At 70.1% G+C, this 16,106-nt stretch carries 14 protein-coding genes; 9 read left to right on the top strand and 5 right to left on the bottom strand.

All coding sequences use genetic code 11. The features are described 5' to 3' along the window. The first annotated feature begins 112 nt into the window (after positions 1-112). Positions 113-400 carry a ferredoxin gene (locus K3N28_RS08030; RefSeq protein ID WP_228091972.1) on the top strand — a complete coding sequence of 96 codons (288 nt, stop codon included), beginning with the start codon at positions 113-115 and terminating at the stop codon, positions 398-400. A 91-nt stretch (positions 401-491) separates the two neighbouring features. Here the strand turns inward: K3N28_RS08030 and K3N28_RS08025 are convergent, their stop codons facing one another. The 3 genes from K3N28_RS08025 to K3N28_RS08015 form a co-directional block, all read right to left on the bottom strand. Then, positions 492-1,352 (bottom strand): tRNA (adenine-N1)-methyltransferase, encoded by an 861-nt coding sequence (locus tag K3N28_RS08025; RefSeq protein WP_374209732.1) that lies wholly within the window; start codon positions 1,350-1,352, stop codon positions 492-494. Positions 1,353-1,480: 128 nt separating this feature from the next. Further along, a complete protein-coding gene (locus K3N28_RS08020; protein WP_228091970.1) occupies positions 1,481-2,587 on the bottom strand; it encodes a M50 family metallopeptidase in 1,107 nt (368 codons plus the stop codon). A 64-nt stretch (positions 2,588-2,651) separates the two neighbouring features. After that, entirely contained in the window at positions 2,652-3,410 is a 759-nt protein-coding gene (locus K3N28_RS08015; protein ID WP_228091969.1) for a class I SAM-dependent methyltransferase, read from the bottom strand. Positions 3,411-3,489: 79 nt separating this feature from the next. Between K3N28_RS08015 and K3N28_RS08010 the strand changes: the two genes are divergently transcribed. From K3N28_RS08010 to K3N28_RS07980, 7 genes are all read left to right on the top strand, one after another. Next, complete coding sequence (locus tag K3N28_RS08010) at positions 3,490-4,365, top strand: RecB family exonuclease (RefSeq protein WP_228091968.1); 876 nt, start codon at positions 3,490-3,492, stop codon at positions 4,363-4,365. Positions 4,366-4,456: 91 nt separating this feature from the next. Beyond that, positions 4,457-5,695, top strand: coding sequence for a sensor histidine kinase (locus tag K3N28_RS08005; protein ID WP_228091967.1), 1,239 nt, complete (start codon positions 4,457-4,459; stop codon positions 5,693-5,695). Then, positions 5,692-6,369, top strand: coding sequence for a response regulator transcription factor (locus K3N28_RS08000; RefSeq protein ID WP_228091966.1), 678 nt, complete (start codon positions 5,692-5,694; stop codon positions 6,367-6,369). Before K3N28_RS08005 ends, K3N28_RS08000 begins: the two co-directional genes overlap by 4 nt. 283 nt (positions 6,370-6,652) lie before the next feature. Continuing rightward, positions 6,653-7,429, top strand: coding sequence for an ABC transporter ATP-binding protein (locus K3N28_RS07995; protein ID WP_228091965.1), 777 nt, complete (start codon positions 6,653-6,655; stop codon positions 7,427-7,429). 26 nt (positions 7,430-7,455) lie between these two features. Continuing rightward, positions 7,456-9,972 carry an ABC transporter permease gene (locus K3N28_RS07990; protein WP_228091964.1) on the top strand — a complete coding sequence of 839 codons (2,517 nt, stop codon included), beginning with the start codon at positions 7,456-7,458 and terminating at the stop codon, positions 9,970-9,972. A gap of 263 nt (positions 9,973-10,235) precedes the next feature. After that, positions 10,236-11,033, top strand: coding sequence for an ABC transporter ATP-binding protein (locus tag K3N28_RS07985; RefSeq protein WP_228091963.1), 798 nt, complete (start codon positions 10,236-10,238; stop codon positions 11,031-11,033). A 3-nt stretch (positions 11,034-11,036) separates the two neighbouring features. Beyond that, positions 11,037-13,583: an ABC transporter permease gene (locus K3N28_RS07980; protein WP_228091962.1), complete on the top strand. Its 2,547-nt coding sequence runs from the start codon at positions 11,037-11,039 to the stop codon at positions 13,581-13,583. A 133-nt stretch (positions 13,584-13,716) separates the two neighbouring features. Here the strand turns inward: K3N28_RS07980 and K3N28_RS07975 are convergent, their stop codons facing one another. Both K3N28_RS07975 and K3N28_RS07970 read right to left on the bottom strand, forming a co-directional pair. Next, positions 13,717-15,159 (bottom strand): sugar porter family MFS transporter, encoded by a 1,443-nt coding sequence (locus K3N28_RS07975; protein ID WP_228091961.1) that lies wholly within the window; start codon positions 15,157-15,159, stop codon positions 13,717-13,719. A 136-nt stretch (positions 15,160-15,295) separates the two neighbouring features. Continuing rightward, positions 15,296-15,820 (bottom strand): carboxymuconolactone decarboxylase family protein, encoded by a 525-nt coding sequence (locus K3N28_RS07970; RefSeq protein WP_228091960.1) that lies wholly within the window; start codon positions 15,818-15,820, stop codon positions 15,296-15,298. A 107-nt stretch (positions 15,821-15,927) separates the two neighbouring features. On the opposite strand from K3N28_RS07970, the gene K3N28_RS07965 reads away from it, so the two are divergent. Beyond that, positions 15,928-16,077, top strand: coding sequence for a hypothetical protein (locus K3N28_RS07965; protein WP_228091959.1), 150 nt, complete (start codon positions 15,928-15,930; stop codon positions 16,075-16,077). Positions 16,078-16,106 lie beyond the last annotated feature (29 nt).

Here is a 16,106-nt window from a genome sequence, read left to right as displayed (position 1 = left end):
CACCTCCCGAGTGAGGGTTGTCCTACTCCAACCGTAGCTGGCTGGGGAGGCCAATAGTAAGACTCGACACCGACATTGCGCCAGCTTCTTCGCGGCAATTAATCTGGGGGACATGGCTGAGGAACGTGAACTGGAAGTGTCTATCGACCAGGACGCCTGCACAGGGGACGGGTTGTGCGTGCAATATGCGCCCTCGGTTTTCGAGTTCGACATCGACGGACTCGCCTACGTGAAGGACACTCAGGGCGAGTTGTTGACTACCGCCGGTTCGCAAGTCGAGGTGCCTGAGCACCTGCGACTGGAGATCATGAACGCGGCTCACGACTGCCCGGGCGAGTGCATCTACGTCCGCGACCGGAGGGACAAGACGCCCGTGGCGGGCCCGGGGGCGGACGACTAGCGAGGGGCGGGGTGCGCCGATCGGACACCCCGCCCTGTCCCGTTTCAGCGCTTGAAAAGTCGTGAATCCGACTCAGTTCGTGATGGGATCGTTACGATTCGGCGTCGTCGCGCTCGGCCTCGGCCGCTTCGGCCGCGCGGGCGTCGGCCTCGGCGGCGATCCGCTCCTTGCGCTCGCGCAGTGCCTGCTGCCCCTTGGAGGGCTTGAGCTTTCGCGTGGGCGCCACCGTGCCCGGAGCGAGTTTGCGGGCGGTCACGAGGAACGCGGTGTGGGCGATCATGCGGTGGTCCGGGCGCACCGCGAGGCCTTCGAGGTGCCAGCCGCGGATGAGGGACTCCCACGCCGAGGGCTCGGTGAAGGTCCTTCGCTCGCGCAGGGCCTCGACGAGTTCCGACAGCTGCGTGGTGGTGGCGACGTAGCCGACGAAGACGCCGCCGGGGCGCAGGATGCGCTCCACAGTGTCCAGCACGTCCCACGGGGAGAGCATGTCGAGCACGATCCGGTCGACCGGCTCCAGGTCGGCCTCCGCCACGTCCCCCACCGTCAGGGTCCAGTGCTCGGGGACCTCGCCGTAGTAGCCCTCGACGTTCTCCTTGGCGATCTTCGCGAAGTCCTCTCGCAGCTCCCACGAGTAGACGTGCCCGGTGGGGCCGGTGGCCCGCAGGAGCCAGTTCGTCAGCGCGCCCGACCCGGCGCCGGCCTCGACGACGCGCGAGCCGGGGTAGATGTCGCCGAAGGTGAGGATCTGGGCGATGTCCTTGGGGTAGATGACCTGGGCGCCGCGGCGCATCGACAGGCCGTAGTCCGGCAGCAGCGGGCGCAGCGCCAGGTAGGCGGTGCCGCCCTCGGTGGTGACGGTGACGCCGTCGGGCCGGCCGATGAGGTCGTCGTGGAAGAGTCTGCCCCGATGAGTGTGGAACGCGCCGCCCTCGACGAGGGTGATGGTGGCCATGCGGCCCTTCGCGTCGGTCAGCTGGACGCGGTCGCCCGGCTCCAGCAGGTCAGATGCCACTTGCCTCGTGTCTCCTTGCTCATGTACGGCTTGCGAGCGTCGCCGAGGCCCGCTAGGTCCGAAGCATCTTAACGGAGGGCTTTGACCACGTCGGCGGTGTAGAGCAGGCCTGTCAGGCGGCCCTCATCGACCACGAAGAACCGCTCGGCCCCGGTCCTGCCGATCGCGTCCACCAGGGCCTGGCCCTTGAGGTCGGCCTCGATGCCGGGGATGGACGTCGCCGAGCGCAGCAGCCCGGCCAGGGGCATCGCGCCGACCTGGTCGGCCGGGACGGCATCGGCCGCGGCGCGGTCGAGCACCCCGACGGGACGGCCGTCGACCGCGACGACCTCGCGCCCGGCCGCGGTCGCCAGCGCTTCGCCGAGGGTCGCGGCGGCGGGCACGAGGGCCACCGGGCGGGCCAGCGCGGCGGCGTCGAGGGCCTTGACGCGCGGGCCCATGCGGGCGGCGCGGATCGCGGAGGACGCGCCGCGCCAGAGCTCGAAGGCGACGAAGACGAGCAGGATCAGCCCGAAGCCGGAGAACCAGCGCGCGGTGAACAGCCACAGGCCCGCCGCGAGGGTGGCGAGGGCGACGACGCGGCCCGCCCAGCCGGCGACCCGGTAGCCGGTCCAGCGGTCGCCGGTGGCGGCCCAGATGCCGGCCTGGAGGGCCTTGCCGCCGTCCAGGGGCAGGCCCGGCAGCAGGTTGTAGACGGCGACGAGGAGGTTCGCGACGCAGACCTGGAAGGACAGCTGCCAGGACAGCGAGCCCGGGACGGTGATGAAGAGCCCGGCCAGGCCGATGCCGCCGAGGGCGGCCGAGACGGCGGGGCCGGCCAGCGCGATGGCGGCGGCCGTGCCGGGTCGGGGGGCCTCGCGGTCCATCTCGGTGAAGCCGCCGAGGGCGTCCAGGTTGATCCGGCGGACCCCGATGCCTGCACGCAGGCTCACGAGGGCGTGGCCGAGTTCGTGGAGGAAGACGGAGACGAGCAGGGTGAGGGCGAAGAGCGCCGCGACGACGAGTGCGGCGCCGACGCTCAGGCCGGGGACCGAGCGCTGCACGATCGGGGCGTAGACGATCACGACGACGGCCGCCAGCAGGAGCCAGGTGTAGCCGAGGGTGACCGGGATGCCCTTGAAGCGCAGCAGGGTGAATCCGCTGCGGCGGAAGGCCAGGACGTTGGTGGTGGACATCGGCGGCAATGCTACGCGCCCGGCTCGGGCGAGCCGGGCGCGGTTTGCGGGAGGTCGGTGCGGCTCAGGCGGGATGGACCCGGAAGGCGCAGGTCACGTAGGGCATGGTGAACGTGTCCTTGCCGGCCAGGTCGGGGTGCGTGTCGGCCAGGTCGCCGACGGCCTCGGTGAGCTCGCGCCGCCGTTCGGCGTCGGCGGTCAGGTAGTAGGAGCGGGACTGCACGAGGCGGATGAGCCCGTCGCGGTCGAAGGGCTTGCCGTGGTGAAAGACGCGCGTCTCGACCTCGCCGAAGTCGGGGGCGAAGTACCCGGGGGCGTCGGCGTCGGTCGGGGTGAGTTCGCCTCGGGAGTTGCTGATGATCGCCGTGAGCCGGGCGACCCAGTCGACGGACTCGTCGCGCATGTTCCAGACGGGGGCGAGAACGCCGCCGGGTTTGAGGACGCGGCGCAGTTCGGGGAGGGCTCGGGGCCGGTCGAACCAGTGGAAGGCCTGGCCCGCGGTGATGACGTCGGCTGAGGCGTCGGGCAGGGGCAGGGCTTCGGCGGCGCCGGTGTGGGCGGCGGCGAGGCCGGGACTGGAGGCGGTGAGCTTGGCGAGCATCAGGTCGTCGGGGTCGACGGCGGTGACGCGGTGGCCCAGCGCGATGACGCCGCGGGTGAGCAGTCCGGTTCCCGCGCCGACGTCGACGACGTCCTTGGGTGCGGGACCGAGCATCCATTCGAGGGCCTCGGCGGGGTAGGTGGGGCGGATGGCGTCGTAGAGGTCGGCGGCCTGACCGAAGGAGAGGGCGTGGCCGGCGGAGGTGCGTTCGTCGCTCGTCATACCTCAAACAGTACGCTTGTTATGTTAAAATCTCCAGCCGCCCGGGCGGTATGTCGGCGCCCGGTCCTATGCTCGAAGGATGCCGCATGCCGCCCGACCGACTCAGCTGTCGCCTTCTCGAGCCGGGGATTTCAAGCAATGCCCGCTGCTGTACCGCTTCCGGGCGGTGGACCGCCTTCCCGAGCCGCCTTCGAAGGCCCAGGTGCAGGGCACGCTCGTGCACGCGGTGCTCGAGCGGCTGTACGAGCTCGACGCGGGCAGGCGGACGCCGACCCAGGCGCTGGCGATGATCGAGCCGGAGTGGTCGAAGCTGCAGTCCTCGCCCGAGTACGCCGCGCTGTTCGACGGCCTCGACGACGAGTCGGACTGGCTGCGGGGCGTCCGGCGCCTGGTCGAGACGTACTTCAGCATGGAGGACCCGCAACGGCTCCAGCCGCATCGCACCGAGTGCCTGGTCCAGACCACGTTGGACGACGGCACGCAGCTCAAGGGCTTCATCGACCGGGCCGACGTCAACCGCGACGGGCTCGTGCGGCTGGTGGACTACAAGACCGGGAAGCGCCCGCCGGATCGCTTCGCGGACAAGGCGCTGTTCCAGATGAAGTTCTACGCCCTCGTGTGGTGGCGCACGCGGGGCACGGTGCCGACGCTGCTGCGGCTGATGTACCTGGGCGACGGCCAGACGCTCGACTACTCCCCCAACGAGCGCGAGCTGATCGGGTTCGAGAAGACGCTCAAGGCGCTGTGGGCCACGATGCGCGAGGCGATCGCCACGGGCGAGTTCCGGGCGCAGAAGTCGAAGCTGTGCGGCTGGTGCGCCCATCAGGCGCGGTGCCCGGAGTTCGGCGGCGAGCCGCCGACCTACCCGCTGCCGACGGTGCTCCCCGGGCTCGAGATGCCGGCCGACGCCCTGCCGCTCCAGGCGGCGCCCGTCGAGGAGATCCCTCCTCCGTGAGCGTGGCGGGGAGGCCTCCTCCCTGAGGCGGACGCCTGGATCATTCTCACGTTCGATGAAACAGGAGTGAACGGCGGATACGGTGTAGAGCGTGCAAGTCGCCTTCTCCTTCCGACGCCTGCGGTGCGCGATCCACGCCCGCCCGCTCCTGGCCGACACGCTGCTGGCGCTCGTCCTCGCCGTCGGGTACATCGGTTTCTTCGCGATCTCGTTGGCGGTGGGCACCGACGAGACCCTCACGTGGGCCGACGCGGGATTGATCGCCGTGCCGTTCTCCGTGATCTGCTTGCGGCGCACGTGGTTCTGGGGCGGCGTCGGGCTGGCGCTGGCGATCGTGACGGTGGCGGTGCTCGTCGAACCGGTGCAGGCGCTGGGGATGGACAGCGGCGTCGGGATGTTCGTCCTGACCTACACCGCGGCCGCCTACCGGCCGCTGGCGAAGGCACTGGTCGCCGGCATGGTCATCTGGGTGCCGGTGGTGCTGATCGTCCAGTCCACCGCGTTCACCGAGGACGGCGACCATCTGACGAGCACGCTGATATCGGTGCTCAACCTCCTCCTCGCCACGACGGTCTTCTGGATCGGGTGGGTCATGCGCAACCGACGCGAGAAGGTCGAGGAGCTCTCGGAGCGGGCGCGGTTCGCCGAGGAGCGCCAGGAGGCGCTCGCGGCCCAAGCGGTGGCCGACGAGCAGCGGCGCATCGCCCGGGAACTGCACGACGTGGTCGCGCACCACATCTCCGTCATCGGCGTCATGTCCGAAGGGGCCAAACGGGTCCTGCGCCACGACCCCGACGCCGCCGAGGAGGCGCTGACCACGGTGAACCAGACCGCCCGCACCGCGCTGCGCGAGATGCGGGACATCCTCACCGTGCTGCGGCAGGGCCACGACGAGGGCGGCGCCGCCGACCTCGAACCGCAGCCTACAGTGGACTCGCTGCGGGCGCTGGTCGCGCAGACCAAGGACGCCGGCCTGCCGGTGCGCTACACGGTCCGCGGCGAGGAGTACCCGCTGCCGACGGGCGTGAGCCTGGCGGTCTTCCGGATCGTCCAGGAGGCGCTGACGAACACGCTCAAGCACGCCGGGCCCCAGGCCAGGGCCGGGGTCGTCGTCGACTACGGCGAACGGGAGTTCCGGATCTCGGTCGGCGACTCCGGGCACGGCGCGCCCGTCGTCGACGGGTTCTCCGGCGGGCACGGCCTCATCGGCATGAGGGAGCGCGCCACGCTCTACGGCGGCACCCTCGAAGCCGGGCCCCGGCCCGGCGGCGGTTACCTCGTCGAGGCCCGCTTTCCCAAGAACGCGCACCTTCAGGGAGTCACACGTTGAGCGACAAGCCGATCCGCCTGCTGCTGGCCGACGACCAGCAACTGCTGCGAGCGGGGTTCAAGATGGTCCTCGGCGCCGAGACCGACATCGACATCGTGGGCGAGGCCGGCGACGGGGTCGAGGCCTTCGAGCTCACCAGGCGGCTCGTGCCCGACGTGGTCCTCATGGACATCCGCATGCCCCGCCGCGACGGGGTGGCCGCGACCGCCGACATCGTCGGCGCGAACCTGCCGACCCGGGTGCTGGTGCTGACCACGTTCGACCTGGACGAGTACGTGGTCGGGGCGCTGCGGGCCGGGGCCGCCGGGTTCCTCACCAAGGACGCCCCCGCCGCCGACCTGGTCGAGGCCATCCGGACCGTCCACCGCGGCGGCGCGGTGGTCGCCCCGCACATCCTCTCGACCCTGCTGGGACGCTTCGCGGAGCACCGCGGCAACGACGGCGACCGCAGACCCGCGATCGTGGACTGCCTGACCGCTCGCGAACGTGAGGTCCTGCTGCTCTTGGCGAAGGGCCTCACGAACGCGGAGATCGCCGACGCGCTGACGGTCGGCGAGACCACCGTGAAGACCCACGTGGGCCATCTGCTCACCAAGCTCGGCGTCCGCGACCGGGTCCAGGCGGTCGTCCTCGCCTACGAGAGCGGCCTCGTCAAACCCGGGCGAACCGACTGACGCCCCCGCGGAAGGTCGTACCTCGGTACCGCCGCCTCCCCCTCACGACGTAGACCAAGACCCTTCCCAAAGTGGATGCGCGCCGGGCCGGGAACTCCTATCGTCGAACCATGATCACTCGTACCGCGACGCGGAATGACATCAGTTATGATGTCACAAAACGCGTCGACGTCATCAGTTCGCATCACGCATAGCGCCAATGCGAACGGCGTCACGCGGCTCAGGAACCCAACACACCGAAATCCCTCGGTACATCGACACCTTCATCGAAAGCGAGAGCGTCGTGTCCACCGCATCCCCCGTCACCACCACCGCCGTATCGGCCGAAGGCGTATGGAAGGCCTACGGCTCCGGCGAAGCCCAGGTCGTCGCCCTCCGCGACGTCTCGGTCGAGTTCGCCTCCGGCGCGTTCACCGCCATCATGGGCCCCTCGGGCTCGGGCAAGTCCACCCTCATGCACTGCCTCGCCGGCCTCGACACCACCGACCGCGGCACCGTCCACGTCGGAGGCACCGCGCTCACCGGTCTCGGCGACAAGGACCTCACCAAACTCCGCCGCGACAAGATCGGCTTCATCTTCCAGCAGTTCAACCTGCTGCCCACCCTCACCGCGGAAGAGAACATCACCCTCCCCGCGGCCATCGCCGGCGTCAAGGCCGACCCCGACTGGGTCAAGCGGATCATCCACACCCTGGACCTGACCGACCGCCTGTCCCACAAGCCGACCGAGCTCTCCGGCGGCCAGCAGCAGCGCGTCGCCTGCGCCCGCGCCCTCGCCTCGCGCCCGGACGTGGTCTTCGCCGACGAGCCCACCGGCAACCTCGACACCCGCTCCGGCGCCGAGGTGCTCCGGTTCCTGCGCACCAGTGTGGACGAATTCGGGCAGACCATCGTCATGGTCACGCACGACCCGAACGCCGCCGCGTACGCCGACCGCGTCGTCTTCCTCGCCGACGGCCAGATCGTCGAGGACATGGCCGACCCGACCGCCGACAAGGTCATCGACAAGATGAAGCGATTCGAAGAGCTCGTCGCCGCGTCCCAAGGGGAGAACGCCTAGTCATGCTGCGCGCCACCCTGAAGGGCATGGCCAGCCGCAAAGCCCGGCTCGTCCTCACCAGCCTCGCCGTCGTCCTCGGCACCATGTTCGTCGCCGCCGCGATGGTCCTGACCGCCACCATGGAGAAGTCCGTCTCCGGCGTCATCGCCGACGCCTACACCGGCGTCGACGCGGTCGTCACCCCCGAGACGACGGGCGGCTTCGACCAGCCCGCCAACGCCGCCGCCCAGAACATCCCCGCCGAGACCGTCGAGGCGATCCGCGCCGTCGACAGCGTCGAACGCGCCGACGGCGCGGTCGAGGGCCAGGTCAACGCCATCGGCGACAACGGCAAGCTCGTCGGCACCTTCGCACCTACCATCGGTCTCAACTGGGAGTCCGGGGAGGGTCAGAACGACTACCTGACGATGCGCGAGGGCCGCGGCCCCGAAGCCGACGACGAGGTCGCCGTCTCCGCCAAGTTCGCCGCCGACTCCGGCTACGGCGTGGGCGACACCGTCACCGTCTACTCCTACACCGCCGACCGGACCGACTTCGAGATCGTCGGCGTCTACGGGCTTTCGGGCGACCGCGACTCCCTCGCGGGCGAGACTCAGGTGGCCTTCACGACCCCCGCCGCCCAGCAGATGATGACCGGCGGCGAAGACGTCTACACCTCCGTCTACGTCTACGGCGACGAGGTCTCCACCGAAGCGGTCGCGGACGCGATCGGCTCCGACTTCAAGGTCCAGACCGGCGAGCAGGCGAGCGAAGAGGCCGCACAGGGCTTCGCCGCCGTCTCCGACTTCATGGGCTACATCTTCCTCGGCTTCGGTCTGGTCGCCGTGTTCGTGTCGATCTTCCTGATCATCAACACCTTCACGATCATCGTCGCCCAGCGCCAGCGCGAACTCGCGCTCCTGCGCGCCATCGGCGCCGGACGCGGCCAGGTGGTCCGCTCGGTCCTCACCGAGGCGGTCGTCATCGGCGTCATCGCCTCGATCCTCGGCCTCGGCCTCGGCCTCCTGCTCGGCTGGGGCCTGTCCGAGATCGTCAGCTCCACCATGATGGGCGGCCTGCCGGTCACGCTGCTGATCCCGGCGACCACGCTGTGGGCGCTGGCCGTCGGCATCGGCGTGACCGTGCTGTCGGCGCTCGTCCCGGCCGTCAAGGCCTCCGGCGTGCCGCCGGTCGCGGCGATGCGGCAGGCGGTCAACCCGCCCAAGCCGCTGCGCGGCATCACCATCGCCGGTGCGATCGTGTTCGCCGCAGGCGGCGTCCTCATGGCGCTCGGACTGACCGACAACCTCGGCGGCGAGGAGCTCACCGGCATCCTCACCGGCGTGGGCATCGCCTTCGTGGGCGTCACCATGCTCACCCCGATCCTGTCGCGGCCGCTCGTGGCGCTCCTCGGCGCGGTCATGTCGTGGTCGTTCTCCGGGCGGCTCGGCAAGCTCAACGCCGGGCGCAACCCGCGGCGCACCGCGATCACCGCCTCGGCGCTCATGATCGCCGTCGCGCTCATCACCGGGATCGCCACGCTCGTCTCCAGCATCAAGGCGACCACCTCCGAGGTGCTCGACCTGAACCTGAACTCCGACCTGATCGTCAGCGGCGCGCAAGGCGGGGCGAACATCCCCTCCTTCTCGCCGCAGACGCTGGAGGAGATCCGGGCCCTGCCCGAGGTCGAGTCGGTCGGCGACGTCTACATGGACTTCTTCGGCACCCGGGTCGACGGCCAGGACGCCATGCTGGCCTCCAGCGAGGACCTGGAATCGGCCCTCGAGGTCTTCGGCGGCACCGTCGCCGAGGGCTCGGTCGCGGACCTCGCGCCGGACACGGTCGTCGTCGACGAGGGCACCGCCGAGGACCGCGGCGTGGCCTTGGGCGACACCGTCGAGGTGACCTTCGCCGACGGCCAGACCGAGGAGCTCGAGATCACCGCGATCCTGGAGGGCTACGACCTCACCAACGGCTGGTGGGTCGCCCCCGAGCAGATCGAGCACTTCACGCTGCCCAAGCCGATGCAGGCGTACATCTCGGTCGAGGAGGGCGCCGACGTGGAGGCCGTCCAGGAAGAGGTCGACGAGATCCTCGCCGACGAACCGGAGGTGAGCGTCACCAACAACGCCCAGTTCGTCGAGCAGCAGACCAGCGGCCTGGACACGATCCTCGCCGCGGTGCAGATCCTGCTCGCGCTGGCGATGATCATCGCCGTCATCGGCGTGGTGAACACGCTGGTCCTGTCGGTCCTCGAACGCACCCGCGAGCTCGGGCTCCTGCGGGCGGTCGGCATGACCCGGGGCCAGGTGCGCCGGATGATCACGGTCGAGAGCGTCATCATCTGCGTGTTCGGCGCGGTGCTGGGCATCGCGGTCGGCATCGGTCTGGGATGGACCGTGCAGCAGGCGCTCGAAGACGAGGGCCTGTCGAGCTTCGCGCTCCCGTGGGGCCTCATCGCGATCTACCTGGTGGCGGCCGTGATCGTGGGCCTCCTCGCGGCGATCGCCCCGGCGGCGCGCGCGGCGAAGCTCAACGTCCTCGGGGCCATCGCCTACGAATAGCCACAACTCTCAACAGGAAACCAGGTGAGGGGCGGCGCCGATCGGCGCCGCCCCTCCCGTCTGCGCGCCTGCGCCGCTTCCGTCCGCGAGGGGCCGGAAGACCGAGCCGCGGCCCCCGCGCGCTCGGTCTTTCGGCCGAGGCCGGACCCGGTGCTCCGCCGCGGGGAGGACGCGAACTCCGGCCCGCGGGCCGAAGCGCACGGACGCGCTGCTCCATAGCCTTGTGGCAACAGGAAAGACACCCGATCAGAAAGGCGCTCCCCGTGCCACTCGCCACTCCCCCCGCCCCGCAGCGACTCAGGACCGGCGCCCGCGCCGCCGTCACCGCCTCCGGCCTGTGGCGCGCCTACGGCTCGGGCGAAGCCCAGGTCGTGGCCCTCCGCGACGTGTCCGTGGCGTTCGCCTCCGGCGCGTTCACCGCCATCATGGGGCCCTCGGGCTCGGGCAAGTCGACCCTCATGCACTGCCTCGCCGGCCTCGACACGACCGACCGCGGCACCGTCGAGATCGGAGGCGTCTCGATCACGGGCATGGGCGACAAGGTGCTCACGAAGCTGCGCCGCGACAAGATCGGCTTCATCTTCCAGCAGTTCAACCTGCTCCCGACCCTGACGGCCGAGGAGAACATCCTGCTCCCCGCCTCCATCGCCGGAGCGAAGGCCGACCCCGCTTGGATCCACCAGATCATCGCGACCCTCGACCTGCAGGACCGCCTGTCCCACAAGCCGACCGAGCTCTCCGGCGGCCAGCAGCAGCGCGTCGCGTGCGCCCGCGCGCTCGCCACCCGCCCCGAGGTGGTCTTCGCCGACGAGCCCACCGGCAACCTCGACACCCGCTCGGGCACCGAGGTCCTGCGCTTCCTGCGCAAGTCCGTGGACGACTTCGGCCAGACCATCGTCATGGTCACTCACGACCCCACCGCCGCCGCGCACGCCGACCGCGTCGTCTTCCTCGCCGACGGCCAGATCGTCGACGACCTCCAGGCGCCGACCGCCGACACCGTCATCGACACGATGCGCGGCTTCGAGAACCACGCCCCGATCGCTGGAGAGGCCCGCTAAGCGATGCTCCGCGCCACCCTGAAGGGCATGGCGGCCCGCAAGGCCCGCCTGGCCCTGACCAGTCTCGCCGTCGTCCTCGGCTCGGCCTTCATCGCCGCCGCGCTGGTCCTCACCGCCTCAATCCAGTCCACAGTAGATGATCTCAACGGCGCCTCCTACGCCGACGCCGAGGTCCTCGTCCGCCCCGTCGAACCCGAGACCCGCGGCGAGCGCCTCGTCCGCGAGGGCGTCAGCGCCGAGACCCTGGCCGCCGTCGAGGCGACCGAGGGCGTCGGCGACGTCTCCGCGACCGTCTACTGGATGATCAACGCCATCGGCGACGACGGCAAGGTCGTCGGCGGGTTCGCCCCCACGCTCGCCGTCAACTGGGGCGACCGGTCCACCGACCGCGACCTGCGCGAAGGCCGCGCCCCCGAGACGGACCGCGAAGTCGCCGTCTCCGCCGAGTTCGTCACCGACGCCGGCCTCGGCCTCGGCGACACCGTCACCGCCTACTCCGCGACCACCGACAAGACCGAGTACGCGATCGTCGGCGTCTACGGCTACCCCGGCGATCGCGACTCCCTCGGCGGCGAGACCGAACTGGCGTTCACCACCGCCGAGGCGCAGCGGCTGGTCTTCGACGGCGAGAACGTCTACTCGATGATCGCCGTCGACGCCGCCGAAGGCGCCGACACCGACGAGCTCCTCGCCGCGATCCAGGCGACCGTGGGCGCCGAGGCCGAAGCCCTCACCCGCGAGGCCTACACGGCCGAGATGAGCGCCGAGACCGCCGAGGCCACGAGCATGATCGGGAAGTTCCTCCTCGGATTCGGGCTCGTGGCCGTGTTCGTGTCGATCTTCCTCATCGCCAACACCTTCACCATCGTCATCGCCGGACGCCTGAAAGAGATCGCGATGATGCGCGCCATCGGCGCCGGACGCGGCCAGATCGTCCGCTCGGTCCTCGCCGAAGCGCTCCTCCTGGGCGCGATCGCCTCGGTCATCGGCGCCGCGGTCGGCGTCGCGGGCGGCGCGGTGCTGACCACCGTGGTCGCCGACTCGCTCCTCACCGCCGGCTCGTCGAGCCTGGCCATCCCGCCCACGGCCGTGATCGCCGCACTCGCGGTCGGCATCGGCGTGACCGTCCTGTCCGCGCTCGTCCCGGCCGTGCGGGCCTCCAAGATCCCGCCGGTCCAGGCCATGCGGGACGCCGTCAAGGCCGACAAGCCGATCACCGGACTCACCGCCACCGGCGTCGTCGTCACCCTCGCCGGCGCCGCGGCGATGGCGTTGGGGCTCACCGAGCGCCTCGGGAGCGACGACGCCGACCTGATGGCCGCCGCCGGCGGCGCCGGGCTGGTCTTCATCGGCGTCACCCTGCTGACCGCGTGGCTGTCCAAGCCGCTCGTCGGCGCGCTCGGACTGCTGTGGTCGTGGTCCTTCGCCGGGAAGCTCGGCCGGCGCAACGCCGGCCGCAACCCGCGGCGCACCGCGGTCACCGCCGCGGCGCTCATGATCGGCGTGACCCTCGTGACCGCCACCGCGACCCTGCTCACCAGCGTGAAGGAGAGCCTCAGGGACTACTACGAGGACAACGTCGAGGCCGAGCTGTTCGTCTCCGGGCCGCTCACCGCCTCGGTCACGCCGTCCTTCGACCCGGCCGTCATGGACGAGATCCGCGCCGTCGACGACGTCGACGCGGCCGTCGAGCTGTACTACGACCTGGCCGACATCGACGGCACCGAGCAGTACGTCAACACCACCACCGACTTCGAGGGCATCATCGGCCTGTTCGGCGGCGAGTTCGCCGAAGGCGAGACGACCACGCTCGCCGACGACGAGATCGCCGTCAACCGGTCGGCGGCCGACCAGCTCGGCGTCGGCGTCGGGGACACCGTCACCGCGACCTTCAGCAGGGGCGAGGAGCCGCACGAGTTCACCGTCACCGCGATCCTCGTCGACAACGAGAACACCGACGGCTGGTACGTCGCCCCGGCCTACACCGAGGAGTTCTACACGACCAAGCCGACGATGGCGCTGGTCGACGTGGCCGACGGGGGCGACGTCGCGGCGGTGACCGCCGCGGTGGACGGCATCCTCGCCGACGAACCCGAAGTCAGCGTCCTGAACCACGAGGAGTTCACGGAGCAGGCCACGGTGTTCCTCGACTACGCCATCATCGCGATCCAGCTGCTGCTGGGCCTGGCCATGGTCGTCGCCGTCATCGGCGTGGTCAACACGCTGATCCTGTCGATCCTCGAGCGCACCCGTGAACTGGGAATGCTCAGGGCCATCGGCATGACCCGCGGTCAGACCACGCGGATGGTCACCGTCGAGAGCGTCACCATCGCCCTCTTCGGCGCGGTCCTCGGCATCGGGGTCGGCCTGGCCCTGGGCTGGGGGCTCCAGAACGCGCTGGCCGAACGAAGCATCGACGTCTTCGCGGTCCCGACGCCGCTGATCCTGGGCTACCTCGTCGCGGCCGTCCTCGTCGGACTCCTCGCGGCCATCGCCCCGGCGGTGCGGGCGTCGAGGGTCGACATCCTCAGCGCCATCGCTTACGAATAGCGCCCGCGCCCGTCACCCCGCCCGGCCGCTCGCTGCGCTCGCCTCCCCGAACCCGAGTGAACGCAGCACCACCCGCACCCGGAAACCGAAGAGGGGCGTCCCCGCCCGGGGACGCCCCTCGCCGCGTGCGCGGTCAGGCCTTCACTTTGCCGCTTCGGAGCGCCTCCATGTCCTCCAGCTCGACGCCCTTGGTCTCCGGGATCATCTTGACGACGAAGAAGAGCGAGATGAGCGCGAACATCGCGTAGAGGCCGTACGCCAGGAACAGGCCGGTGCGGGCGAGCTCGGGGAACGTGACGGTGATGAGCCAGTTGCTGATCCACTGCGCGGCCGCGGCGACGCCGAGGGCCGAGGCCCGGATCCGGTTGGGGAACATCTCCCCCAGCAGCACCCACACGACCGGGCCCCAGGTGAAGGCGAAGCCGAACACGAAGACGTTCGCCGCGATCAGGGCGACCACGCCCGCGGCGTCGCTGAGGAGCGGGTTGTTCTCGGCGTCGACCGGAGCGGCCGCGAACACGGCCGACATCGTCCCGAGCGCGACGAACATGATCGCCGAGCCGGTGATCAGCAGCTTCTTGCGGCCCGCCCGGTCCACCAGGTAGATCGCGAGGACGGTGCCGGCGATGTTCACGACCGAGTTGATGACGCTCGTCAGGAACGCGTCGTTCTCGTTGAACCCGACCGTCTGCCACAGCGAGGTCGAGTAGTAGAAGATGACGTTGATGCCGACGAACTGCTGGAACATCGACAGGAAGATGCCGACCCACACGATCGGCAGGAGGCCGAACCGCGGACCGCGCACGTCCGAGATCTTCGGCGGCTTGTCGCTGTGCAGGGACTCCTGGATCTCGACGACCTTCGCGTCGACGTCCCCACCGACGTACTTGGCGAGGATGGCCTTGGCGCTCTCGAGTTCCCGCCTGGCGACGAGGTACCGCGGCGATTCGGGGATGTGCAGCGAGAACATGAAGTAGACGAACGCCGGGACGGCCTCCGCCGCGAACATCCATCGCCACGCGGTGCCGCCCCAGGGAGCCTCGCCGCTCGCGCCGCCGGAGACGGCCTGCACGGCGAAGTTGACGAGCAGCGCCGAGAAGATGCCGAGCACGATCGCGAACTGCTGCAGCGAGCCGAGCCGTCCCCGCAGGCCCGCAGGCGCGATCTCGGCGATGTAGGCGGGCGCGATGACGCTCGCCGCGCCGATCGCCAGACCGCCGCACACGCGCCAGACCGTCAGATCGACCGGGCCCGTCGCCAGAGCGCTGCCGAGGGCGCTGATGAAGAACAGGATCGCCGCGATCATCATGACCCGCGGGCGGCCGAGCCTGTTCGCGAGCGACCCGGCGAACCAGGCTCCGACGGCGCAGCCCAAGAGGGCCGAGGAGACGACCACGCCGGTCCCGACCGAGCCGATGCCCCATTGGGCCTCCAAGGCTTCGACGGTCCCGTTGATCACGGCCGTGTCATACCCGAACAGGAACCCGCCCAAGGCCGCGGCGATCGAGACGAACACCGCCGAACCGGTCCGTGCCCGAGTCTCGTCTTCCAGTAGACCGTCGTTGTCTGAGGTCATCACTCACTCCCGTAGCGACTCGACACCCGTTCCGCGCGTCACGAAATCCTATGCCGCGTTCGCGGCCTAGATCGCGAATTGACGCGATCCATAGACCTACCCAACGGGCAAGGGACGCAACCGGGAACGCCGGCCCTCAGCGGGACACGTCGGCGTCGATCCGGACGTCGAGGGCGCGCAGGATGCGCGCGAGAGCGATGTAGGTGGCCCCGGTGACGGTGAGTTCCGTCTGCTCGGCGGGACTGAAGCAGGCGCCGAGGGCCTCGTCGTCGCGGGGCGCTCCGGCTCCGAGGTGCTCGGCGTATCCGAGGACCGCCCGCTGCGGAGCACTGAAGCGGTCGGATTCGCGCCAGTGGTCGAGTGCATCGAGCTGCTCGGCGTCAAGGCCGGCGTCGGCGGCCATCGGAAGATGGTGCGCGAGTTCGTACGCCGAGTCTTCGAGTTGCGCGATCCGGCAGATCATCAGTTCCCGCAGCCCGCGAGGGACGGCGGCGTCGAAGCGCAGGGCGTGAATGAGATCGAGCAGCGGCGCCAAGAGGGCCGGAGCGTGCGCGAGGGCCTTGTGCAGGTTGATGGGGTCCCGGCCGAGGGCCGCGAGCCTCCGTGAAGCCGAGGCGGGCAGCCCTGAGGCGGGAAGACGCGAAACTGAACCAGTGTCCACTAATGTGACCTATCTAACTTGTGATGACCGCAACGTACCATCCAACGACGTGGGACACTGGTTGAAGGGAATTACCCAGTCAACGAGCCTGCAACGGAGGAGGCCACGTGAGCACATTCTTCAGTGTCATCGGAGCGGTCGGAATCGCGATCGTCCTCGTGACCGTGTCACTACTGACTTTCCTGGTTACAGGGGCGATCTTCGGGATCGGGGTCGGTGCAGCCAAAGTGCGGGACGTGCTCTCGACGGCTTCTTGATCAGGGCATGCGAAGAAGGCCCCCACCGT

The organism is Glycomyces sp. TRM65418, assembly GCF_019710475.1.
GTDB lineage: Bacteria > Actinomycetota > Actinomycetes > Mycobacteriales > Micromonosporaceae > Glycomyces.
The sequence above is the reverse complement of the archived record's forward strand: the minus strand, read 5'-3'. Positions and strand labels throughout refer to the sequence as shown.